Below are 21,993 nucleotides of genomic sequence, written 5' to 3'. Positions count from 1 at the left end.
TTTACGTCACTGAATGATTGAGCAAGGGACCCAAGTGCCGGTCCACTGCATCCCGGGCCCTGAAGATCCGCGACCGAACAGTTCCGATCGGGCATTCCAGAATCCGGGCGATATCCTCATAACTCAGGCCATCATATTCCCTGAGCAGAAAAGCGGAGCGAAGTTCCTCAGGCAGGCCTGCTATTGCTTCCGACAGTGCTTTTTGCAGCTGCTCCCGCTGCAAAAGCCGTTCCGGGGAAGCAACATCCCGCAGCCGACCGCCGTCGTCGAAATTCTCGGCGTCCGCCGAGTCCGCAGACCCCTGGGGCCGGCGACCGCGGGCTTCCAGGTAGTTCTTGGCGGTATTAACGGCAATCCGGTACAGCCAGGTGTAGAACGCGCTGTCGCCACGAAACCGCTCGACCGCCCGGAACGCTTTGACAAAGGTTTCCTGGGTCAGGTCCATTACTTCCTGGCTGTCGTAGACGTATCGACTGATGATGGAGGCCACCCGCGACTGATACTTGACCACAAGCAGATCAAAGGCCGCACGATCGCCATTGCGAACCTTGCGCACCAACTGCAGATCCGTCTGACTGTCGGTCTGCTCACCCGGTTTCCAGTCGTTATCAGGAGTCATGGACGACGTAACAGAATGTCCTGTCTTGGTAGCCAACGGAGTGGCCTTGATAAGATTTGCTGCTTGTGTCATTCGGCTCTTCCGGCGTTCGATCATGAACCCATGGTCCTGGACAGCAACCGGCGGGCGGCTTATCCATCAGGCCAAATAGACAGCAAGCGTAAAGTTTAGTTCAATACACGTCCACATTATGGCCCGCGATAACGACTCAATGCCACAGTCCTTCGAATACGACGTTCTCATTATCGGCAGCGGCGCTGCCGGTCTGACCGTAGCGCTCAATCTGCCAGAGCACCTCAGCGTGTGCGTGGTCAGCAAGGCAGACATCAGCTCCGGCGCCACACTCTGGGCCCAGGGCGGCATTGCTGCGGTGATTGATGATGCCGACTCCGTTGAAAACCATATCCTGGATACCCTCAACGCCGGCGGCGGCCTGTGCCATGAAGATGCCGTGCGCTTTACCGTGGAGCACAGCAAAGAGAGCATCCAGTGGCTGATTGATTCGGGCGTAAAGTTTACCCGCCAGGACGACAGCGAAGACTACCACCTGACCCGGGAAGGTGGCCACAGCCATAGGCGCATCATCCATGCCGCCGATGCCACCGGCCATGCGGTGTCGACCACACTGGCCAGCCAGGCCCAGGCTCGCCCCAATATTGATCTTAAAGCGGGCCGGGTAGCAGTCGACCTGATCACCAACCACAAACTCGCCCTGCCAGGCAACCGATGCGTAGGCGCTTACATACTGAACCTGGAAGACAATCACGTAGAACTGTTCCGCGCCCGATTTACCGTGATTGCCACCGGCGGCGCCTCCAAGGCCTACCGTTACACCACCAATCCGGACGGTGCATCCGGCGACGGCATCGCCATGGCCTGGCGGGCCGGGTGCCGGGTGGCCAACATGGAATTCAACCAGTTTCACCCCACCTGCCTGTACCATCCACATGCCAAATCGTTTCTGATTACCGAGGCGGTTCGCGGTGAAGGCGGCGTACTGAAACTGCCAGACGGCAGCCGATTCATGGACCGTTTCGACAAACGTGCCGAACTGGCGCCCCGGGATATCGTCGCCCGGGCCATCGACCATGAAATGAAACGCCTGGGTGCCGACCATCTGTACCTGGACATCAGCCACAAACCGGCGGATTTCATCAAGCACCACTTCCCCACCATTTATGAAAAGTGTCGGGAGTTTGGCATCGACATCACCAGGGAGCCCATTCCGGTGGTGCCGGCCGCCCATTACACCTGCGGCGGCATTGTCAGCGACGAACGGGCTCGCACCGACATCAACCAGCTGTATGTGGTGGGCGAAGCTGCCTTCACCGGCCTGCACGGTGCCAACCGCATGGCCAGCAACTCCCTGCTGGAATGCCTGGTGTACGGACGCGCCGCTGCCGCCGACATTGCCCGGAGGGAATCCGACATACCGGAGCCGCCCGTCGCACCGGACTGGGATGAAAGCCAGGTACGGGACTCCGATGAAGACGTTGTGATTTCTCACAACTGGGACGAATTACGTCATTTCATGTGGGACTACGTGGGCATTGTGCGCACCACCAAACGTCTGCAGCGGGCCAAGCACAGGGTGGATCTGCTGTCCCGGGAAATCGGCGAGTTCTACAGCAATTACCGGGTTACCAATGACCTGATCGAGCTGCGTAACCTGGTGACGGTTTCCGACCTGATCATCTGCTCGGCCCTGCAGCGAAAGGAAAGCCGCGGCCTGCATTACACACTGGACTACCCGGGCCTGCTGAACGATCCGCAAGACACGGTTCTGGTACCCACCACTTATCGCACGCTGTCTCCCTGACGGGCTGACAGGGAGACTCCACTCTTTTTCAAGGCAACCGACTATGTCAGACACCAATGCGTCCAACGACCATACCGAATTTCACCGCCTGTGGTGGCACAGCCGCCGGGGCATGCTGGAACTGGATGTTCTGCTGCTGCCCTTCCTGGAGGAAGCGTACCGGGATCTCGAGCCGGACGACCAGGCCCGATACAAGAAACTGCTGAGCTGCGAAGACACCGATATGTTCGAATGGTTCATGCAACGCAGCCGGCCGGAAGACCCGGATCTTCAGCGCATCGTTGATATCATCCTGAACCGTGTCCAGCCGGATTGATCTGACTCTCTCCCCCTCCGGCATCACGGGCCTGCTGGCCAGTGCACCCTGGATACTGCTCAGCGCTTTTGCCCTTGGTGCGGCACTGGAAACCAGCCTCTGGTTACTGATGGTAGTGCCGGTCACAATCGCTTTCGCCTGGCGAAACTTCCGGCGCTATGGCCTGTTACGCAGTCCCAGGGCCGTCAAGGCCCTGCGCACCGACAGCGGCGGCATAACCTGTCAGTTCGGCGATGGCCACGAGACATCCGTTCGGGTCTGCGCCTCAAGTACCCTGGGTGCGTCCTGCCTGATCTTGAAACTCCACCCCCAAGACTCCAAATCAGGTAGCATCATGGTAATGATTACCGGCAAGATCGGGCCATTCCAGGCCAATGCTCCCGAGCCTGAGTTCCGACGCCTGCGCGTATGGCTGAGAATCGGCCATACACGTAACGCACATTGAACTCCGCTGACCCAACATGGAGATCACGATGAACCCCACGGAAAACCCTCGGCCACACTATTCGTCTGACGCCGGGTACACCCAGCTCACCAACAGACTGGTGGTGTGCATCAGCGGCCCGGGCGCCGACAAATTTGTCCAGGGCCAGTTTTCCCAGCATGTGGATGAGGTGACACAGACCCAGTCTTTGCGGGCAACCGCCTGCACACCCAAGGGACGAGCCTACTGTGTGACCCGCATGGTGCGGCATGGCCAGGATCTGGTGATGGACCTGGATACAGAACTCGCGGATGACACCCTGAGCCACCTCCGCAAGTACCTGATGCTGTTCCGCGGAACCAGCATGGACGTGCTGCCTTCCGCCCGAATCCTTGGCCTGACCGGTAAACCAGCCGCCATCGCTGCCTGCGGAGACGCAGCCGAATCGCTTTCCCGGCCGGGGCAGACGCTGGCCACCGGTTCCGGAATCCTGATTCGAATCGAGGATACCAGTGACCAGACGGCCCGCTACGAATGGTGGCAGCTTGAGGGAGATCAACCCCTACCGGAGGAACTGCCCGAGTTGCCCATGGCACATTGGAACGCTGCCAGCATTTCCGCCGGCGTGCCCTGGCTAACGGCCCAGACCCGGGAGGCCTATGTTCCGCAGATGCTCAACCTGCAACACCTGCAAGGCGTTCATTTCAAAAAGGGCTGCTACACCGGCCAGGAAGTAATCGCCAGAATGCACTTTCTGGGGCAGCTCAAGAAGAGCCTGTTCCGCTTGCGTTTTGAGGGTTCCGACACTGCGCCGGAACCCGGCACCAGGCTGCTGTGCGAGGGCAAGAGCGTTGGCGAGGTAGTTAACGCAGAGCTCACGTCTGACCAGGCGGGAGAGATGCTGGCGGTTATCCGGCACGACGCTCAGCAAGGCACCCTGGCGCTGGAGGGCATGGACTCGGTGACCGTGACCATGCGCCCCTTGCCTTACCCGGTGCCCGAGCAACAGCCCGCAACGCAGGCAGATACATAAGTTGACAGGAAAAACCGGAAAAATTTGCTATAAATTAAACCACATACCGGTTTACCCCGTGCGCGCGAGCGGCGCACCCAGACAAGCGGAACGTTACTGACCATGGCCAACATTGTAGATACCATCAAGGCTGACCTGACCGACGCCATTGAGAACGACAAACTGGTGCTGCCAACCCTGCCGGAGGTGGCGCTTCAGGTTCGGGACATCGCCGAGTCCGAAGACTCCGCAATCGCTGACCTGGTCAAGGTCATCAGTAACGACACAGCCCTCTCTGCCCGGATTATCCGGGTGTGCAACAGCCCGCTGTTCCGGGGTAGCCGCGCGATTGAAAACCTTAACATGGCGGTCAGCCGCCTTGGCATGGCCTACACCAGCAACCTGGCGATGGGTCTGGCCATGGAGCAGATGTTCCAGGCCACCTCAGACATGGTCGACAAGCGGCTGCGCGCCACCTGGCAAACCAGCACTGAAGTGGCCGGCGTATGCCACGTTCTGGCCCAGCATTACACCAAGCTCAAACCGGATCAGGCCACGCTGGCGGGGCTTGTGCACCTGATTGGGGTGCTGCCTATTCTGCGCTATGTGGAGGACAGGGACATCCAGATCAGTAGTATCATGCTGGATAATGTCATTGATCAGCTGCACCCGCGCATTGGCGCGCTGATTCTCAAGAAGTGGGATTTCCCGAGCGATCTTCAGAATGTGCCGCTGGAGTATGCCAATTTCCAGCGCGAGGTGCCGGCGGCGGATTATGCCGATCTGGTGATGGTGGCGAATCTGCAACTTGTGGCGGGTACCGATCACCCCTGGACGGAGATGGACTGGAATACCATTCCCGCCTTTGGGCGTTTGGGGTTGGATCCGAATATCGACATGAGCGAGGAGGAGGATCTCAACGCTCAGATGGAAGCGGCGATGGCGTTGCTTCAGTGACAACTACCGATACTTTGATTGGAAGGTCGCTCCCGCTTCTGCCGCGAGAGCGAAGCTAGCGCTCGCTCAGCCAAAAGCACTCGCAGGATGCTTCTTACTTGGACTGGATCTACTACGGATTCAGCCTAAGGTCTCCTGAAGTTATCAGCCAAATTGCAGTTCCACTTCAGAATACGCATGTTTCCCCAAAACATGTCCGTTCGATGACATCTGTTTCGTTTTGTAAATTGATTTGCACAATTATCGACCATGTCCTAACTTCATTTTGTACAGGGATTAATCAGTTTCACATGGAGTGGGTTTATGAATCGTACAATCATTGTTCCTATCCTTATCTTTCTCGGCTCTGCTGCAGCTCTCGCAGATAACTCGACTGAAATTCCGGCCAGTGCCAGCCAGACTATACAGCCCTCAAGTGCCGCCATTGGTTCGCTCGGAGAGTTTCTATCCGACCAACGGCCTTCCTCGCTCAATAACTCAGAACGACAGATTAAAACACTTCCTGAGGCAGCTTTATCCAAGAAAACAGCCGCTCACAAGCCTCTAACGCAAACCGAAGCGCCAAAAATCAAGGCACGACCGGTCATCGAAGATCCAAGCTTCGGATTCTAAAAAGAAACTTAGTTGGCGCCCAGCCACGCACATGCCCAAACCACATGGAGGTGACAAATGTCATTTCACGCTCAGATCGTGTCCTGCCTGATTGCAAGCACAGTGATTGCCACTTCAACCCATGCCAACATCAGGGATTATTACGAAGAACCCGGCTTGAATCCGTTTAAGGAAACCATCAACCAAAACTTCGGAGAACATATAGATCCGTTCTCGGGCCAACTACAGTTGAGTTATACGGATCTGATTGTTCCAGGGAACGGCGGTTTTGATATCCACATAAACCGGATCTACAACAATCCTCAGGATGCATTTTTGCCCTACAGTCCGTACGGATATGGCTGGAGTATGCACTTTGGCCGCATCGTGGCATCTGATCCCCATACCGACAAAATCTGCAATCAGAACCTCTGGTCAGTATCCGTAAGAGACAACCCATCGCTCGAACTTGCAGACGGCAGCCGCCAACTGCTTGTTCTGGCGAACCAACACAGTCCTGAGCTGATCACAAAGCAGTGGTGGAGTGCCAACTGTAATAATAATAACGACGTAATCGTTAAGTCTCCGGACGGCACCACTTACACCATGGATTACCGGGACCACGACTCTACAGGGCTCAAGATTTACACCACCCGGGTTGAAGATGCCAATGGCAACTGGATGGAGATCGACTACAACACTAACCTCTACGGCATCACCTATATTGAGTCGATTACAGCCAGTGATGGGCGTACCGTGGAATACAATTACACCAACGTTGGCGGTGATAATACTCGGCTTACATCTATCACGGCCAATGGCCAGACGTGGAGTTATGTCCACTCCTACACGAATAACACGATTCCAGAATTTCCCCAACTAACCACGGTCACCCGCCCCGATGGTGAGAGCTGGCAGTATACCTATTATCCGATGACCACCAACGGAGATGCCGGTAGCTTAGCCGTAGACACGGTAACCTACCCTTCGGGCGGCACCATCGATTACGACTATGATTATGTGTATTTCGATTTTGGCGCCCAGAAAGCAACAACAGTGGTAACAGGCAAGCAGAATGGTGGCCGCGATATAACACCCGGAACCTGGGCTTATAGCTACATACCCGCCTACGATGGCCAATATGGGTATGATGAAACCCATGTGGTGACCCCCGACCATGAGCGGATCTTTTATCATATTGGTTACACCACCAGCGCGAATGTCTGGGAGATCGGGACCAAGCGATACGAGGAAGTGTACGACCTTCAGGGGAATAAGCTGGAGCAGTACAGCTACCAGTATGGCAGCATGCTTCTTTCCACTGAAAATTTCTGGCATGGGCGTGATACCAGCAGGATTGACAATAACACTCAGGCACCATTGCTGACCAACGTGAGTCACTGGCGACAGGGCACGTCCGTTGAAACGCAGTATTCCAACTTTGATGCCTACGGAATGCCACAAAGCATCGTCGAGACAACGAATACTACAGCCACAACAGATCGCTCTCGTACTCGCACCTACAGCCACTCTGCGAGTAACTGGATATTAGGTCTCGTCACACAGGAGATGATCGACTACCCAAACAACGCACCAGTCACACAGTGGGTCATCAACAGGACCTATGATTCATCTGGCAATCTTCTGACAGAAGATAAGTCGGGCGTCCTGACAACGTACACCTATACACCGGAGGGAGATGTTGCAACAGTAACCGATGCCAACGATCACGTTACCAGCTTTTCAAACTATTACCGGGGAGCGCCTCAGATCATCGTTACTCCTGAGGGAATCAGCGAATCGCGAGTGGTTAATGCGAACGGAACCCTAGAGTCAACAACAAACGGACGAGGACATACCACGACCTATACCTGGGACGGTCTGAATCGTCTGACGGGGATCACTTTTCCGATACACGCAGACGTATCAATTGCTTACAACGACGATTCAGCGGTTCTTACTCGCGGAAGCTATAAGGAGACTCGCTTATTCGACGGGTTCTGGCGAGATCTCGGGCTCAAGAGGGAGGACACAAACGCCAATACTTTTGTGGAAATGACCAAGGCCCGCGACGCCATTGGCAATATTACCTTTGAGAGTTACCCAAACAGCGCCCAAGGCAAAAACATCTCGTATGATGCACTTCAACGCGTAACGAGCATCGATTTTCCTGACCAGACATCAAGAACCTACTCTTACCCAAGCGGGTTCGAGGTTCGCGAAACAGATGAAAATGGCAACGAAACCATCAAGATCATTGCAAGCCATGGCACCATGAACGACAACTGGCTGCTCGATATAACTTCGCCGGAAAACATCGGTACGAGTATCCGCCGTGATGGATTAGGAGAAGTATTCAGGGTTTTTCAAGGCGAAATCCAGGCAGATGGGGGGCTTTTTGGCTACGCCCGCCAGTACATACGTGATGCACGCGGTTTCCTTGTGCAGGAGGTCCATCAGGAAACCGGCGCAACCGTTTACGGGCGGGACAATTTGGGCAATATGACCAGCAAGGAAATTGGTACCAGTGGAATTATCGAAACGCGAACCTACGATGGTATGAACAGGCTGGAAACCATCTCCTATTCTGACGGAACTCCAACAGCCACGTTCACCTATGACAACAACAGTAATCTGACTTCGGTGGCCAGTTCCGCAGCCATTCGCAGCTATACCTACGACGAAAACGATAACCTCGACGGTGAATCGCTCACAGTCGGCAGTGCCACGTATGAAACCAACTACGGCATAGATAATCTTGATCAACTGACCTCGGTCACCTATCCCAGTGGACGTACTGTGAATTACGGCACCAACGCCCTTGGCTGGCAGACTCAGGCAGCACCGTATGTAACATCCGTAGACAGGCACCCTTCAGGTGCCGTATCCACTATGACCTACGCCAATGGCGTGGTGACTACCCAGACCCTGGACAATCGGCTGCGCCCGGATACTCTGGTTTCGGACAACGGCCAGGTGGATTTTGTGGACCTGGATATGGGTTACGACAACGTTGGGAATATCACCAGCATCGTCGACAACGCCGGGGCACTTCATAACCGCGCTATTGGTTATGACGATGTAAACCGAATGACCTCCGCAACCGGCTCCTGGGGCACGGAAACGATTACCTACGATGGCCGTGGAAACATCGATACGCGAGACCGCAACGGCAGCTTGCAGGATTACTATTACAGCGACGACAAGCTGGCCTATCGTGTCTTCCCCACGTTCTATTTCACCCTGACCCACGATGCCCGTGGCAACATGACCAGCGACGGGCCGAACATCATGGTGTATGACGGCGCAAAGAATCTCGCCTCGATCGACAATGGGGCCAAGGTGATCGATTACACCTACGACGGTGCCAACACCAGGGTCAGCCGGAGTACGCCTACAGATACCACTCACGTGCTGTACAGCCTGATGGGTGATCTTTTGGGCGAATATGACCCGTCGGCCGGTTTAAAGGAATACATCTACGTGGACTCGCAGACCGCTGCGAAGGTTGTTGATGACACCGCTGTCGTCGGCCAGTAACCGTTAGGGAGGACAACACCATGAAACACTCTATTCTCAATACCCTGGCCGCCCTGGCGGTGCTCGCCTTTACCGCCTTGCCCCTCAGCGCCGCTGAGGTGGTGACCTACTACCACAATGACCATCTGGGCTCGCCCATTGCGGCAACGGACGACACAGGAGCGGTTGTCTGGCAACAGGCCTATGGCCCCTGGGGGCTCAAGCTTACTACTAACACCGACGAGCGTGGCTACACCGGCAACTGGCTGGATGAAGAGACGGGCCTGGCCGACCACAAGGCCCGTTGGTACACCTCGTCGATCGGACGTTTTACCGGCATAGATCCGGTGGAGTGGCACGAAACGAACATTCACTCGTTCAATCGGTATGCGTACGGAAACAATAATCCCTATAGCTATGCGGATCAGAACGGGGAATTGGCTTTCCCTGTTGTCCCAATCCTGGGAGTCATTGCTCTGGAGGCCTTGGGAGTCGGTCTTGAAGTGGCAACGATGGAGGAGACTTCAGACTCGATCAATCGTTCTGGTGCCGGAACCTTTGGCGTGACAGGCGTCAAAGTAGTTGGCTCATCAATGAGAATGGGTTTGATGGGTTCCAAGGTCACGAGGAATATTGATGACGTTGTGGCGAGTGCTCTACGTCCGGCACGTCCTGGTTCTCGTGACACTCGTTCTTTACAGGCTTTAAAGAAAAAGGTGGATCGTGGAGACCAAGCATTTTCCGGCCTTCCAAAAACGCAAGAGACTGCAAATAGACTTATCCGTCAAACATTAAGCGCTAGAAACCCCATCGTCAGAACTAAAACACGGAATGGAAAAACTGTTCGAGATGTATTTAACCAAAGTACGGGAAGAGGTGTTCGCACGATCGACGGAAAATTCGACACGTTTGTAAATCTGAAAGCGGATTGACTATGAATAACTCGATTCCTTCGCAGAACCTGGGACTTCTTGAAAATCTGATTGGTAAAAAGATAATTTCTGTACAGCGCCAACTTTTTAAAAGTGATATGGATTTGTCTGAATTTGAACAAAAGGGCGATGGACCGGTTGAATTTACGATCAGCGATGGCTCGAGAGTGCATTTCTTTTCGAACACAGAAGCTTTCAGTGTTGGCATCGCATCAGGCGCTATGAGTCGCTACGGAGATAGTTATGAGCAAAGAGATGTTTCAAAGAATTCCTTCTGGGCCGAGAGATTAGGTCAGGAAGTTAAGCAAATACTGCTCCTCAAGGCTATGGATTCGACAGACGAATTCCCGGGCGAGTTTGGAGTAGAGCTTTTTTTCTCCAACGGTACGGGAGCCTTGATCGAGTATAGAGATGAGGAGAACTATCCAGATATGATTCAAGTTTCCGAAAAACACACAGGCGGGCCTTGTGTCGTGCGAAAGATTAGTCATTGACGCACGTCACGGGAAGATCTCTGGTCGCCTTCACTGCCAAGCTGGAAGAGTACATAAACGGAATACCGGGAGATTGCCTATGGTGCAAGCGGGTTGTGGCAAATCATCCCTGCCAGGCGTGAGATGCTCGGGCTTAACGGCCAGGAATTGGATCAATTTGTAGCACAGGCCATTATGAGCTTGTATTAGGCTGCGCCACCGGCAACGGCTTCATCAAACAGCTCAAGGAGCCTTGTACGTTCCTCCAACGGCGTCAGTCGTCCTCGCTGCTGTCCGGGTCTTCGCCGTACAAGGCTTCGAGCTTTTTTGATAGCACCAGAAGCGAAGTGGTTTCAGCCAGAGCCTTGTCTTTGCGGCGCGCCTCCGCTTTGAGCTTTCTGATGGCCTTCCGGGACTCTCGTTCCTGTTTCTGAGCCGCTTTATCCTGGTCTTGTTGCATGCCAGCGCCCTGAAGGCAGGCTTCATTCCAGCGCTGCACTTGTTCCGGATACAGGCCTTTCTCACGGCAGTAGGCGCTGAGTTCGGCTTCGGACATAGAGGCCGTTTCAACGACAATGGCCAGCTTGGCCTCCGTGGACCAGTCCTCCCCAGTATTACGAGTACCTGGCACGGGCATTCCTTGTTCTCGACACTGTTTCAACCAACTATACAGAGTCACATCGGATATACCTTCCTCTGCCGCCACCGACACGACACTTCGGTTATGCGGAGGCTACAACTTCTTCAACACGGCGACTTTACGCTCTTCGGAATAGCGTGGCATGAATGCTCCCATGCCGCCCCTGACTAGTTAAATTCATGCGAAACCGCCAACTGGACAACTAGGCTGACAGAGGGGGCTTGTTGTACCTTTCCAACAACTCATCCCGGCTAGGCAGTGCCCAATCAACTTGAGCTATTCCCTGTTTCTCCAGCCAGTCATTAGCTTGCGAGAAGTGCTGACAACCGAAAAACCCTCGATAAGCACTCAGCGGTGACGGGTGCGGTCCTTCCAGAACCAGATGACGATTGCGGTCTATGTGCCGGCCTTTCTTTCTGGCGTAGCTGCCCCAGAGCAGAAACACCACGCCCTCCCGCTCCCGGTTGACGGTTTCGATCACTTTGTCGGTGAAGGTCTCCCAGCCTTTGTTCTGGTGTGCGCCGGCGTTGCCCTGTTCGACGGTGAGCACCGCGTTCAGGAGTAATACGCCCTGCTCTGCCCAGGGTTGCAGGCAGCCGTGGTCTGGGGGGGGGATGGCCAGGTCGGTTTCGATTTCTTTGAAGATATTGACCAGCGACGGCGGCGTGGGCACGCCCGGGCGGACGGAGAAGCAGAGGCCGTGGGCCTGGCCGGGGCCGTGGTAGGGGTCCTGACCGAGGATGACGACTTTGACCTGGTTCAGCGGTGTGCTGTTTAGGGCGTTGAAGCAGTGTCTCTGCTCCGGGAACAGTACTTTGCCCGCCTGTTCCTGGGCGGCCAGGAATTCGGCCAGTTGCAGCATGTAGGGCTGACGGAACTCGTCCGCCAGCCAATCATCCCAGCCGCGGCCGGGCTTCAGTTGTTGAGCCAGTGCCTCGGCAGGGTGCATGGGCTTACTCGCTTTCCGGTTTCTGTTCGGCTTTGTGCTCCGGGCGCATGGCCGGGAACAGGATCACGTCGCGGATGGACGGCGAGTTGGTCAGCAGCATGGCCAGGCGGTCGATACCGATGCCCTCACCGGCGGTCGGCGGCAGGCCGTATTCCAGCGCCATCACGTAGTCGTCGTCGTAAAACATGGCTTCGTCGTCGCCGGCGTCTTTCTCGGCCACCTGGGCCTGGAAGCGTTCGGCCTGGTCTTCGGCGTCGTTGAGCTCGGAGAAGCCGTTGGCGATTTCGCGGCCGCCGACGAAGAACTCGAAGCGTTCGGTGACGAACGGGTCGCTGTCTTTGCAACGGGCCAGCGGAGAGATCTCTTTCGGGTACTCGGTGATAAAGGTGGGCTGCATCAGGCGATGCTCAGCCGTGGCCTCGAAGATCTCGATCTGCACCTTGCCCAGGCCCCAGATGTCCTTCACGTGGATACCCAGGTTCTTCGCCACGGCACGGGCCTGTGCGTCGTCTGCCAGTTGCTCGCGGGTGATGTCTGGGTTGTAGCGCAGGATGGCGTCCACCACGGTCAGGCGCTCGAACGGCTTGCCGAAATCGTATTCGATGGTTTCTTCGCTACCGTCTTTCAGCACCCGGGTGTTGATCACCGTGGTGGTACCCAGCACCTTCTGGGCGATGGTGCGCAGCATGTCTTCGGTCAGGTCCATCAGGTCGTTGTAGTCGGCGTAGGCCTGGTAGAACTCGACCATAGTGAACTCGGGGTTGTGCCGGGTCGACAGCCCTTCGTTGCGGAAGTTGCGGTTTATCTCGAACACCCGCTCAAAGCCGCCAACCACCAGGCGCTTGAGGAACAGCTCCGGGGCAATGCGCAGGTACATGTCGATGCCCAGGGCGTTGTGATGGGTCACGAACGGACGGGCGGTGGCGCCGCCGGGGATCACCTGCAGCATGGGGGTTTCCACCTCCATGAAGTCGCGCTCGGTGAAGTACTGGCGCATGGCGTTGATGATCTTCGACCGGGCATGGAACACGCGGCGGCTGTCTTCGTTCACCATCAGGTCCACATACCGGTGACGGTAGCGGGCTTCGGTGTCGGTCAGGCCCTTGTGCTTCTCCGGCAACGGGCGCAGGGACTTGGTCAGCAGCAGGTACTCGTCCATGGTGACGTACAGGTCGCCCTTGCCGGATTTCGACAGGGTACCGCGCACACCCACGATGTCGCCCATATCCCAGTGCTTGGTGTCTTTCTGGACATCCTTGGAGGCGTAGATCTGGATGCGGCCCGTCATGTCCTGAACTACCTTGAACGCCTTGCGGTCGAGCATCATGCGGCCAGCAATGGCCACTTTGATACCCAGGGACTCCAGCTCTTCCTTGGATTTGTCACCGTATTTTTCCTGCAGCTCGGCAGCGGTGGCATCGCGACGGAAGTCGTTCGGGAACGGATTGCCCTGCTCGCGCATGGTCGCCAGTTTGGCGCGTCGCTCGGCAATCAGCTTGTTGTCCTCGGGCTGTGCAGCGTTCTGGGTGTGTTCAGTCATGTTGGCTCACTAAGAAGTCGGGATTGTCCGGGTGTGGGTGAACGGCGCTGGTTACAGCGCCATCTTCAGACTGGCTTCGATAAACTTGTCGATGTCGCCATCCAACACCGACTGGGTGTTGCTGGTTTCCACCTTGGTGCGCAGGTCCTTGATACGGCTGTCGTCCAGCACGTAGGAACGGATCTGGCTACCCCAGCCGATGTCAGACTTGGAGTCTTCGGCTTTCTGTTTCTCTTCGTTGCGCTTCTGCATTTCCAGCTCAAAGAGCTTGGCCTTGAGCTGCTTCATGGCCTGGTCTTTGTTCTGGTGCTGGCTTCGGCCGGCCTGGCAGGCAACAACGATCCCTGTGGGGTTGTGGGTCAGTCGTACCGCGGATTCGGTCCGGTTAACGTGCTGACCACCGGCACCGGAGGCGCGGTACACATCGACCCGCAAATCCGCCGGGTTGATTTCGATTTCAAAGCTGTCATCCACTTCCGGGGACACAAACACGGAAGAGAAGGAGGTGTGGCGACGGTTACCGGAATCGAACGGGGATTTGCGCACCAGGCGGTGTACGCCGGTTTCGGTGCGCAGCCAGCCGTAGGCGTAGTCGCCCTGGATGTGAATGGTGGCACTCTTGATACCGGCCACTTCACCTTCCTGAAGCTCAACGATTTCGGACTTGAAACCGCGGCGCTCGGCCCAGCGCAGGTACATGCGCAGCAGCATGTTGGCCCAGTCCTGGGCTTCGGTGCCGCCGGAGCCGGCCTGGATGTCGAGGTAGGCGTTGTTGGCGTCCATTTCGCCGGAGAACATACGGCGGAACTCGAGTTTTTCGAGCTCTTTATCAAGGCCTTCGAGGTCGGCCTCGATTTCCTGGACGGTGCCTTCGTCATCCTCTTCCACGGCCATGTCGAGCAGGCTTTCTGCGTCTGCCAGGCCGTTGGTGAGGTTGTCGATGGTTTTGACGATCAGCTCAAGATCAGAGCGTTCTTTGCCCAGGTTCTGGGCCCGCTCAGGATCGTCCCATACGGTGGGGAGTTCGAGTTCCCGTTCTACTTCGACCAGTCGTTCACTGCGCTGATCGTAGTCAAAGATACCCCCTCAGCGCTTCGGTGCGCTCGCGAAGCTCTTTGATCTTCGTCACTATGGGATTAATTTCCATGAAACCTTGTCTCGCTTTGGAAAATGGTGCGATAAAAACAGAGGGCGGATTCTACCGGAATTTGCGGGGTAAATCAGCAGGCGGAAAGTACGGAGTATTCAGGCTGTGGGCTTGAGCTCTGGTGCAAGCACAGTGTGAGTGAGAACCTTTCCGCCCACCCCGCGCCCAGACATAGCTCTGGGGTTCCCCACTCGCCGGCTACAAAGGGGTCTGACCCCTCGGGGTCAGACCCCACCCTTCTCTAGCGCCGATCTCCAACGAGAGTTCAGCCCAATGGCTCCAGATAATCCACCAACAACTGAAGGTTGGTTCTCCCCCGAAAAGTATTGGCATCCGGCTTATAAACCACCCGCGCGCCACTCCGGGTAAAGTCCGGCACTTCCGGCCCGGTGTTGAACGCAATACCATCAATAATGCCGCCGCCCTCAACCGGCTGCAGCACCAGTTTTAGATGGTTCTCACCGACAATCCGCTGGCTTACTACCCGGAACTCGCCATCAAACACCGGCTCCGGGAAATGCTGCCCCCAGGGGCCGGCGCGTTTGAGCAGGTAGGCGGTGTCCAGGTTCAGTTCGTCCGGTGTCAGGGGGCCGTCAGTGGTGATGGCGGCTTCCAGGTCTTCCGGTTTCAGGGTATCGCGCACGGCCTGGTCGAAGGCGTTGCTGAACCGTTCGAGGTCGTCCCGGGCAATGGTCATGCCGGCGGCCATGGCGTGGCCGCCGTATTTTTTCATCAGGCCCGGGTTTTTCGCGTCTACCACAGCCAGGGCGTCGCGGATGTGCAGGCCGGGGATGGAGCGGGCAGAGCCTTTCAGGTGCTGGCCGTCGTCATCGGGGGCGAAGGCGATGGTGGGGCGATGGGTCTGTTCGCGGATTCTGGCGGCCAGGATGCCGATTACGCCCTGGTGCCAGTCCTGGTCGAACAGCGCCAGGCCCCAGGGCAGGCCTTCAATATCCAGAGACATGGAAGCCAGCAGGTCCTGGGCCTGGGTTTTCATATCTTTTTCGATGCTGCGGCGTTCGCGGTTGAAATTGTCCAGCTCCCGGGCCAGGCGCAGGGCTTCGTCGCGGCTGTCGGCGAGCAGGCAGGCGATGCCGATGCTCATGTCATCCAGCCGGCCGGCGGCGTTCAGGCGCGGGCCAACCACGAAGCCGAGGTCCGTAGCGCTGATTTCGGTGTAGTCACGGCCCGCCACTTCCAGCAGGGCCAGGATGCCCGGCCGGGCTTCGCCCTTGCGAATGCGGCGGATGCCCTGCTCGACAAAAATCCGGTTGTTGTGGTCCAGCGGTACTACGTCTGCCACGGTACCCAGGGCCACCAGATCCAGCAGGTTGCCGAGGTTGGGCTCCGGGTCTGGCAGGAGGTTGTTGTCCCGTAGGTATTTGCGCAGGGCGGTGAGCACGTAGAACATCACGCCGACACCGGCGGCGTTCTTGCTCAGGAATGGGCAACCCGGTTGATTGGGGTTAACGATGGCGTCGGCGTCTGGCAGTTCGTCACCGGCCAGGTGGTGATCGGTGATGACCACCTTGATGCCCAGTTCCCGGGCAGCACGCACACCTTCGATGGCGGAAATACCGTTATCGACGGTCACCAGCAAGTCGGGCAGGTCGCCCTCTTCCTGTAACCGGTGAATGATGCCCGGCGTCAGGCCGTAGCCATCGGAGAAGCGGCTGGGCACCCGGAAATCGATGGCTGCAACACCGAGCATGGACAGCCCGAGCATGGCGACGGCAGTGCTGGTAGCGCCATCGGCATCGAAATCCCCCAGCACCATCACCCGCTGCTTCTGGGCAACGGCCTCGGCCAGCAGTTCAACCGCGCGATCTATGCCACGCAACTGCATGGGCGACGCCAGGTGTTTCAGGGTGTACTGGAGCTGGTCGTCGGAATGCACACCGCGGGCGGCGTACAGGCGGCGAAGAATGGGGGGCAGGTTTTGCCCCCAGCCCGTCACGTCGGACGGCTGGGGACGACGCAGGATTTTTTTAGGAGTCATGCCGGATCAGGCGTTCTTCCAATGCTTGGCGATAAAGCCCTGCACCTCGGACACGTTGTTATCCAGCACGGTGTAGCGCTCTTCCCGCTCAAACAGGTCCGCCATGTGGGCCGGCAGTTGCGGCTTTACAACCAGGCCAGACTCGGCGATGGCGTCCGGGAACTTGGCCGGGTGAGCGGTACCCAGGGTAATCATCGGTACAGTGCTGTCGCGGCGGCAGTTGCGGGCGGCGCGCACGCCGATGGCGGTGTGCGGGTCCAGCAGGTATTCGTTCTTCTCGTAGATGTCCCGAATGGTGTCGCAGGTGGTTTTGTCGTCCACTGCGTCGCTGTCGAACAGCTTGCGGGCGTGCTTCCAGCGGTAGTCTTCGATGCTGACCGGACCCTTGGCTGCCCGCTCCAGCAGATCTTTCACCGCCGCACCGTCACGGCCGTGCAGGTCGAACAGCAGGCGCTCGAAGTTGCTGGACACCATGATATCCATGCTCGGCGACAAAGTGTGCTCCAGCTGATGCTGCTCATACTTGTTGCCGCTCATGAAGCGATGCAGGATGTCGTTGCGGTTGGTGGCAATCACCAGCTGGCTGATGGGTAAGCCCATCTTCTTGGCCAGGTAACCGGCAAAGATATCCCCGAAGTTGCCGGTGGGTACCGAGAACGCCATGCTGCGGTCCGGGCCACCCAGGGCCAGGGACGCCTGGAAGTAGTAAACAATCTGGGCCATGATCCGCGCCCAGTTGATGGAGTTCACCGCTGCCAACTGGGTTTTGCCACCCAGGAATGACTGGTTGCCGAAGCTTTCTTTTACCATGCGCTGGCAGTCGTCGAAGTTCCCCTTGACCGCGATGTTATGGATGTTGTCACCCTGCACCGTAGTCATCTGCCGGCGCTGTACTTCCGATACTCGCTGGTACGGATGCAGGATAAAGATATCCACATGCTCGCAACGGCGGCACCCTTCGATGGCGGCAGAGCCGGTGTCACCGGAGGTGGCACCCATAATCACCACGTGCTGCTTGCGCTTCTCAAGGACGTAATCCAGCAGTCGACCCAACAGCTGCAGGGCAAAGTCCTTGAACGCCAGCGTGGGGCCCCGGAACAGCTCCATCACCCACTCATTGGTGTCCAGCTGCACCAGGGGCGCGACCGCCTGGTGACTGAATACGCTGTAGGTTTCGCCCAGCATCTTGCGAAAATCATCCGCCGGAATGGCGTCTTCCACAAACGGGTACATCACCTTGTAAGCCAGCTCTGCATAAGGGAGCCCACGCCAGCTGCGGATTTCTTCCACACTGAAGTGCGGCAGTGATTCCGGCACATACAGGCCGCCGTCTGTAGCCAGGCCTGTCAGAAGAACGTCTTCAAAGCCCAGAGCGGGCGCTTCACCCCGTGTACTGATGTATCTCACGTGCGTACCTGTCAGTTAAAGTTTTCAGCGCGAATACGGACAACCTTGCCATCGATGTCGGCCAGGGCTTCCATTTCCTCGATGGCCAGGTTCATCTGGCGTTCCTGAACCGTGTGGGTCAGGATGATGACCGGGATGCGGCCATCCTTGAATTCGGACTCTTTCTGCATGATCGATTCGATGTTGATGCCATGCTCACTCAGGATCGCGGCAATCTTGGCCAGCACACCCGGATGGTCAAAGGCCTGAATACGCAGGTAGTAAGCCGACTGCACATCTTCCATTGGCAGGACCGACAGGTCTTCCAGAGCCTCCGGGCGGAAGCCCAGATAGGGAACACGCTGCTGACTGTTGCTGGCAACCGCGCGGGCCACGTCAACAATGTCTGCGATCACCGCAGATGCTGTGGCCTCGTCACCGGCACCGGGGCCGTAGTACATGGTCTGCCCTACTGCGTCGCCGTCTACCAGCACCGCATTGAGCACGCCATCCACCTGGGCAATCAGGTGACTTTGCGGCACCAGCGTTGGGTGGACACGCAATTCAATACCGTCATCACGGCGACGGGCAATACCCAGGTGCTTTACCCGATAGCCGAGCAGCTCGGCATGGGAAATGTCGTAAGGCGTAATGCCGGAAATGCCTTCGGTGTAGGCTTTCTCGAACTGCAGCGGAACGCCAAAACCTGACGCTGCAAGGATGGTCAGCTTGTGGGCTGCATCGATGCCTTCCACATCGAAGGTCGGGTCTGCCTCTGCGTAACCCAGGGCCTGAGCTTCCTTAAGCACTTCACCAAATTCACGACCTGCGCGCATTTCGGTCAGGATGTAGTTACCTGTGCCGTTGATGATGCCGGCAATGGTGTCGATGCGGTTGGCCGCCAGGCCTTCACGCACCGCCTTGATCACCGGAATACCACCGGCAACGCCGGCTTCGTAGGCGACAACAACGCCGGCTTTCTCGGCCGCCTCAAAAATCTCGTTACCGTGCACGGCAATCAGCGCCTTGTTGGCGGTAACCACATGCTTGCCCTGGGCAATCGCGGCCAGTACCAGCTCTTTGGCGGCATCATAGCCACCAATCAGCTCAACCACTATGTCAATGTCAGGGTCATTCACCACATCGAAGATGTCGGTGCTGAAAGGAACGCTGCCAAGCTCCAGGTCATCCCGGCTATGGCGACTGGCCACCCGGGTAATCCGGATATTGCAGCCCGCACGCCCCGCAATAATCGCGGCATTGCGAGTCAGGACATTGAATGTACCGCCGCCAACGGTTCCCAGTCCGCAAATTCCGACATTAACGTCTTTCAAGCTCTCACCTCTGATCCCGATGGGGTGCTGATGGATTGCAACAAAGGGCAATAGTATACCGATTCGGGGCCCTCTGAATAAGCCCCGAATCAGTTGCAGTTAACACGATAAACGTCGGAGCTGTGCGACAGCTCCGGGGAAAATTACAGAATCCCGAGACCTTCGGCCAGGTTTCGCGCAGGTACGTAGCCCCGGACCATGTTACCGTCTTCGAGAAGAATGGCCGGCGTACCGGTGACCCCTACCTGACCACCCAGGCGGTACTGTTCTTCAACCGGGTTATCACAGGTTTTCTGGGCCACAGACTTGCCACCCTTGGCGGCGTCCATTGCTTCCCGCTGATCTTCGGCGCACCAGACCGACTCATACTTTCTGAATGATGGGGTTCCCGGGCCAGAACGGGGGAAACCGTAGTAGTTCACGGTGATACCGTATTCGTTTAACTGCGGCACTTCATCGTGCATTTTCCGGCAGTAGGGGCAATCAATGTCGGTAAACACATCAATCACCGCCTTCTGCTCACCCTTGGCCGGGTAGGTAATCACACCCTTGCCGGCAAACGCCGCCATCTGCTCTTGCCGCTGCCCGGCCCGCGACGCCTCTGACACGTTGGCAATACCGTTGTCGGTAATCTTCAACAGATCACCGGTCAGCAGGTATACACCGTCGGCCGTGGTGTAAATGGTGTCGCCATTGTTGCTTTGCACTTCGTAAAGGCCTGCCGCCTCAGACTCCCGCACCGAGGTCACTTTCAGACCAGGCACCGCATCCATCAGGCGCTTGGCAATTTGATCCTCGGTGTCGGCAGCACTCGCCCCGGAAACCCAGGTCAGTGACATCACCAGACCCGCCACAACGGCCACAATATTCAGATTCATCGGTTTAACTTACCTTCTGTGTTTGTAATTTCGAAACCTTGTGATGCGACACCGCCACTCAGCAAAAGTTCATCCGGCTAACATACCAGATTAACCCCGGGGATGGTGCGCCTGGTGCAAATCCTGAAGCCGCTGACGCGCCACATGGGTGTAGATCTGAGTCGTGGAAAGATCGGAGTGTCCCAGCAACATCTGCACCACCCGCAGATCGGCCCCGTTATTGAGCAGGTGCGTGGCAAAGGCGTGTCGCAGGGTATGCGGTGAAATGGGCTTGCGAATGCCCGCACGAACGGAATAATGCTTGATTCTGTGCCAGAAGGTCTGGCGCGTCATGGCCGTGGCCCGATTACCAGGAAACAGGGCGTCGCTACTTTTGCCTTTCAACAATTCGTTTCGGGCCTCTTTCATGTACCGAACCAACCAGTCCACGGCCTCCTCGCCCAGCGGCACCAACCGCTCTTTACCACCCTTGCCACTGATACGAACAACCCCCTGGCGCAAATTGACCTGATCAACGGTCAACCCGGTCAGCTCCGACACCCGCAGTCCGCAACCGTATAGAATTTCCAGCATAGCCCGGTCGCGCAGCTCAATCGGCTCCTGTGGGTCCGGCTCTGTGAGCAAGGCATCTACATCATCTTCTGTCAGGGTATCCGGCAGCCGCCTGGGCAACCGCGGACTGTCGATTCTCAGCGTCGGATCTTCGGCGATCAAACCTTCACGCAGCAGGAAACGATAGAAACGACGAATACCAGACAACCGCCGGGCCGCGGTACTGGTTTTGATACCATCCGCCAACCCCCTCGACATCCAGGCCAGCAGATCGGTGCGCCGGGCAGCACGGAGCGTTGGCGAACCGGGCTGGGCCTGCAACCAATCGGCCAGCCTGAACAAATCGCTGGCGTAGGCTTGACGGGTCTTCTCACCCAAGCCGTCTTCCAGCCAGATGGCATCGGAAAACCGGGCTATCAGTTGCTCATCGTCTGGCCGGGGCAAGGTTATACCTCTTCACTTGCTGCCTGTAGGCATTACAGCATAAAAAAAGCAGCCCCTCGAGGCTGCTTTTTTTGCAACTGATTAGCCAGGGGCTTGAATCAGTTAAGCTTTTCCTTGATACGAGCTGCCTTACCAGACAGATCGCGCAGGTAGTAAAGCTTGGCCTGACGCACGTCACCACGACGCTTCACGCTCACGCTGTCAATCAGCTTGGAGAAGGTCTGGAAAGTACGCTCAACGCCCACGCCGTAAGAGATCTTACGAACGGTGAAGGAAGAGTTCATGCCACGGTTGCGCTTGCCAATAACCACGCCTTCAAACGCCTGCAGACGCTCACGGTTACCTTCAGTTACGCGAACCTGAACAACCACGGTGTCACCCGGCGCGAACGCAGGGATTTCCTTGGTCATCTGTTCTGCTTCAAGTTGACTGATGATGTTGTTCTTGCCGCTCATCGTAATG

19 protein-coding genes and 1 pseudogene are annotated in these 21,993 nt (G+C 56.9%); 9 read left to right on the top strand and 11 right to left on the bottom strand.

Annotated features, from left to right (window positions below; translation table 11 throughout):
* Position 1: 1 nt before the first annotated feature.
* Positions 2–691: an RNA polymerase sigma factor RpoE gene (gene rpoE, locus ACNSOI_RS04915; RefSeq protein ID WP_061332282.1), complete on the bottom strand. Its 690-nt coding sequence runs from the start codon at positions 689–691 to the stop codon at positions 2–4.
* Between the two features lie 139 nt (positions 692–830).
* On the opposite strand from rpoE, the gene nadB reads away from it, so the two are divergent.
* From nadB to ACNSOI_RS04870, 9 genes are all read left to right on the top strand, one after another.
* Positions 831–2,438, top strand: a complete 1,608-nt coding sequence (gene nadB, locus ACNSOI_RS04910) for an L-aspartate oxidase (protein ID WP_420195243.1) — start codon at positions 831–833, stop codon at positions 2,436–2,438.
* Between the two features lie 43 nt (positions 2,439–2,481).
* On the top strand, positions 2,482–2,754 hold the full coding sequence (locus ACNSOI_RS04905) for a succinate dehydrogenase assembly factor 2 (RefSeq protein ID WP_061332284.1): 273 nt from the start codon (positions 2,482–2,484) through the stop codon (positions 2,752–2,754).
* On the top strand, positions 2,738–3,199 hold the full coding sequence (locus ACNSOI_RS04900) for a hypothetical protein (protein WP_420195242.1): 462 nt from the start codon (positions 2,738–2,740) through the stop codon (positions 3,197–3,199). The genes ACNSOI_RS04905 and ACNSOI_RS04900 overlap by 17 nt, the downstream gene beginning before the upstream one ends.
* A gap of 28 nt (positions 3,200–3,227) precedes the next feature.
* Entirely contained in the window at positions 3,228–4,211 is a 984-nt protein-coding gene (locus ACNSOI_RS04895; RefSeq protein ID WP_420195241.1) for a YgfZ/GcvT domain-containing protein, read from the top strand.
* A 102-nt stretch (positions 4,212–4,313) separates the two neighbouring features.
* Positions 4,314–5,147 carry an HDOD domain-containing protein gene (locus tag ACNSOI_RS04890; protein ID WP_058091731.1) on the top strand — a complete coding sequence of 278 codons (834 nt, stop codon included), beginning with the start codon at positions 4,314–4,316 and terminating at the stop codon, positions 5,145–5,147.
* Positions 5,148–5,450: 303 nt separating this feature from the next.
* Positions 5,451–5,759, top strand: a complete 309-nt coding sequence (locus ACNSOI_RS04885) for a hypothetical protein (protein ID WP_420195240.1) — start codon at positions 5,451–5,453, stop codon at positions 5,757–5,759.
* Between the two features lie 57 nt (positions 5,760–5,816).
* Positions 5,817–9,278: an RHS repeat domain-containing protein gene (locus ACNSOI_RS04880; RefSeq protein WP_420195239.1), complete on the top strand. Its 3,462-nt coding sequence runs from the start codon at positions 5,817–5,819 to the stop codon at positions 9,276–9,278.
* Between the two features lie 20 nt (positions 9,279–9,298).
* Positions 9,299–10,189 carry an RHS repeat domain-containing protein gene (locus ACNSOI_RS04875; protein WP_420195238.1) on the top strand — a complete coding sequence of 297 codons (891 nt, stop codon included), beginning with the start codon at positions 9,299–9,301 and terminating at the stop codon, positions 10,187–10,189.
* A gap of 2 nt (positions 10,190–10,191) precedes the next feature.
* Positions 10,192–10,683: a hypothetical protein gene (locus ACNSOI_RS04870; protein WP_420195237.1), complete on the top strand. Its 492-nt coding sequence runs from the start codon at positions 10,192–10,194 to the stop codon at positions 10,681–10,683.
* Between the two features lie 253 nt (positions 10,684–10,936).
* On the opposite strand, the pseudogene ACNSOI_RS04865 reads toward ACNSOI_RS04870, so the two are convergent.
* From ACNSOI_RS04865 to rplS, 10 genes and pseudogenes are all read right to left on the bottom strand, one after another.
* Positions 10,937–11,446, bottom strand: a pseudogene (locus tag ACNSOI_RS04865) (transposase).
* 58 nt (positions 11,447–11,504) lie between these two features.
* The gene (gene ung, locus ACNSOI_RS04860; protein WP_420195236.1) at positions 11,505–12,251 is read right to left on the bottom strand and encodes a uracil-DNA glycosylase; all 747 of its coding nucleotides are present in this window, start codon (positions 12,249–12,251) and stop codon (positions 11,505–11,507) included.
* A 4-nt stretch (positions 12,252–12,255) separates the two neighbouring features.
* On the bottom strand, positions 12,256–13,791 hold the full coding sequence (lysS, locus tag ACNSOI_RS04855) for a lysine--tRNA ligase (RefSeq protein WP_420195235.1): 1,536 nt from the start codon (positions 13,789–13,791) through the stop codon (positions 12,256–12,258).
* A gap of 51 nt (positions 13,792–13,842) precedes the next feature.
* A protein-coding gene (gene prfB / locus ACNSOI_RS04850; RefSeq protein ID WP_420195234.1) for a peptide chain release factor 2 occupies positions 13,843–14,938 on the bottom strand; the annotation gives its coding sequence in 2 pieces (ribosomal slippage) (positions 13,843–14,865 and positions 14,867–14,938; 1,095 coding nt in all).
* Between the two features lie 265 nt (positions 14,939–15,203).
* Positions 15,204–16,937 carry a single-stranded-DNA-specific exonuclease RecJ gene (gene recJ / locus ACNSOI_RS04845; RefSeq protein WP_420195233.1) on the bottom strand — a complete coding sequence of 578 codons (1,734 nt, stop codon included), beginning with the start codon at positions 16,935–16,937 and terminating at the stop codon, positions 15,204–15,206.
* Positions 16,938–16,943: 6 nt separating this feature from the next.
* Positions 16,944–18,344, bottom strand: coding sequence for a threonine synthase (gene thrC, locus ACNSOI_RS04840; protein WP_420195232.1), 1,401 nt, complete (start codon positions 18,342–18,344; stop codon positions 16,944–16,946).
* Positions 18,345–18,355: 11 nt separating this feature from the next.
* Positions 18,356–19,657, bottom strand: coding sequence for a homoserine dehydrogenase (locus ACNSOI_RS04835; RefSeq protein ID WP_152437472.1), 1,302 nt, complete (start codon positions 19,655–19,657; stop codon positions 18,356–18,358).
* A 143-nt stretch (positions 19,658–19,800) separates the two neighbouring features.
* Positions 19,801–20,535 (bottom strand): thioredoxin fold domain-containing protein, encoded by a 735-nt coding sequence (locus ACNSOI_RS04830; protein ID WP_152437471.1) that lies wholly within the window; start codon positions 20,533–20,535, stop codon positions 19,801–19,803.
* 90 nt (positions 20,536–20,625) lie between these two features.
* Entirely contained in the window at positions 20,626–21,531 is a 906-nt protein-coding gene (gene xerD / locus ACNSOI_RS04825) for a site-specific tyrosine recombinase XerD (protein WP_230713728.1), read from the bottom strand.
* A gap of 98 nt (positions 21,532–21,629) precedes the next feature.
* Positions 21,630–21,986, bottom strand: a complete 357-nt coding sequence (gene rplS, locus ACNSOI_RS04820; protein WP_022988899.1) for a 50S ribosomal protein L19 — start codon at positions 21,984–21,986, stop codon at positions 21,630–21,632.
* Positions 21,987–21,993: the final 7 nt, after the last annotated feature.

It is taken from the genome of Marinobacter sp. GH_1 (assembly GCF_048595985.1).
Classification (GTDB): domain Bacteria; phylum Pseudomonadota; class Gammaproteobacteria; order Pseudomonadales; family Oleiphilaceae; genus Marinobacter; species Marinobacter shengliensis.
Note: the sequence above shows the minus strand (reverse complement) of the source record. Positions and strands in the feature narration are given on the sequence as shown.

Bases quoted from the DNA above. Each gene is read 5' to 3' on its own strand.
- rpoE (WP_061332282.1), bottom strand. From the start codon at position 691: ATGACACAAGCAGCAAATCTTATCAAGGCCACTCCGTTGGCTACCAAG.
- nadB (WP_420195243.1), top strand. From the start codon at position 831: ATGCCACAGTCCTTCGAATACGACGTTCTCATTATCGGCAGCGGCGCT.
- ACNSOI_RS04905 (WP_061332284.1), top strand. From the start codon at position 2,482: ATGTCAGACACCAATGCGTCCAACGACCATACCGAATTTCACCGCCTG.
- ACNSOI_RS04895 (WP_420195241.1), top strand. From the start codon at position 3,228: ATGAACCCCACGGAAAACCCTCGGCCACACTATTCGTCTGACGCCGGG.
- ACNSOI_RS04890 (WP_058091731.1), top strand. From the start codon at position 4,314: ATGGCCAACATTGTAGATACCATCAAGGCTGACCTGACCGACGCCATT.
- ACNSOI_RS04885 (WP_420195240.1), top strand. From the start codon at position 5,451: ATGAATCGTACAATCATTGTTCCTATCCTTATCTTTCTCGGCTCTGCT.
- ACNSOI_RS04880 (WP_420195239.1), top strand. From the start codon at position 5,817: ATGTCATTTCACGCTCAGATCGTGTCCTGCCTGATTGCAAGCACAGTG.
- ACNSOI_RS04875 (WP_420195238.1), top strand. From the start codon at position 9,299: ATGAAACACTCTATTCTCAATACCCTGGCCGCCCTGGCGGTGCTCGCC.
- ACNSOI_RS04870 (WP_420195237.1), top strand. From the start codon at position 10,192: ATGAATAACTCGATTCCTTCGCAGAACCTGGGACTTCTTGAAAATCTG.
- ung (WP_420195236.1), bottom strand. From the start codon at position 12,251: ATGCACCCTGCCGAGGCACTGGCTCAACAACTGAAGCCCGGCCGCGGC.
- lysS (WP_420195235.1), bottom strand. From the start codon at position 13,791: ATGACTGAACACACCCAGAACGCTGCACAGCCCGAGGACAACAAGCTG.
- recJ (WP_420195233.1), bottom strand. From the start codon at position 16,937: ATGACTCCTAAAAAAATCCTGCGTCGTCCCCAGCCGTCCGACGTGACG.
- ACNSOI_RS04830 (WP_152437471.1), bottom strand. From the start codon at position 20,535: ATGAATCTGAATATTGTGGCCGTTGTGGCGGGTCTGGTGATGTCACTG.
- rplS (WP_022988899.1), bottom strand. From the start codon at position 21,986: ATGAGCGGCAAGAACAACATCATCAGTCAACTTGAAGCAGAACAGATG.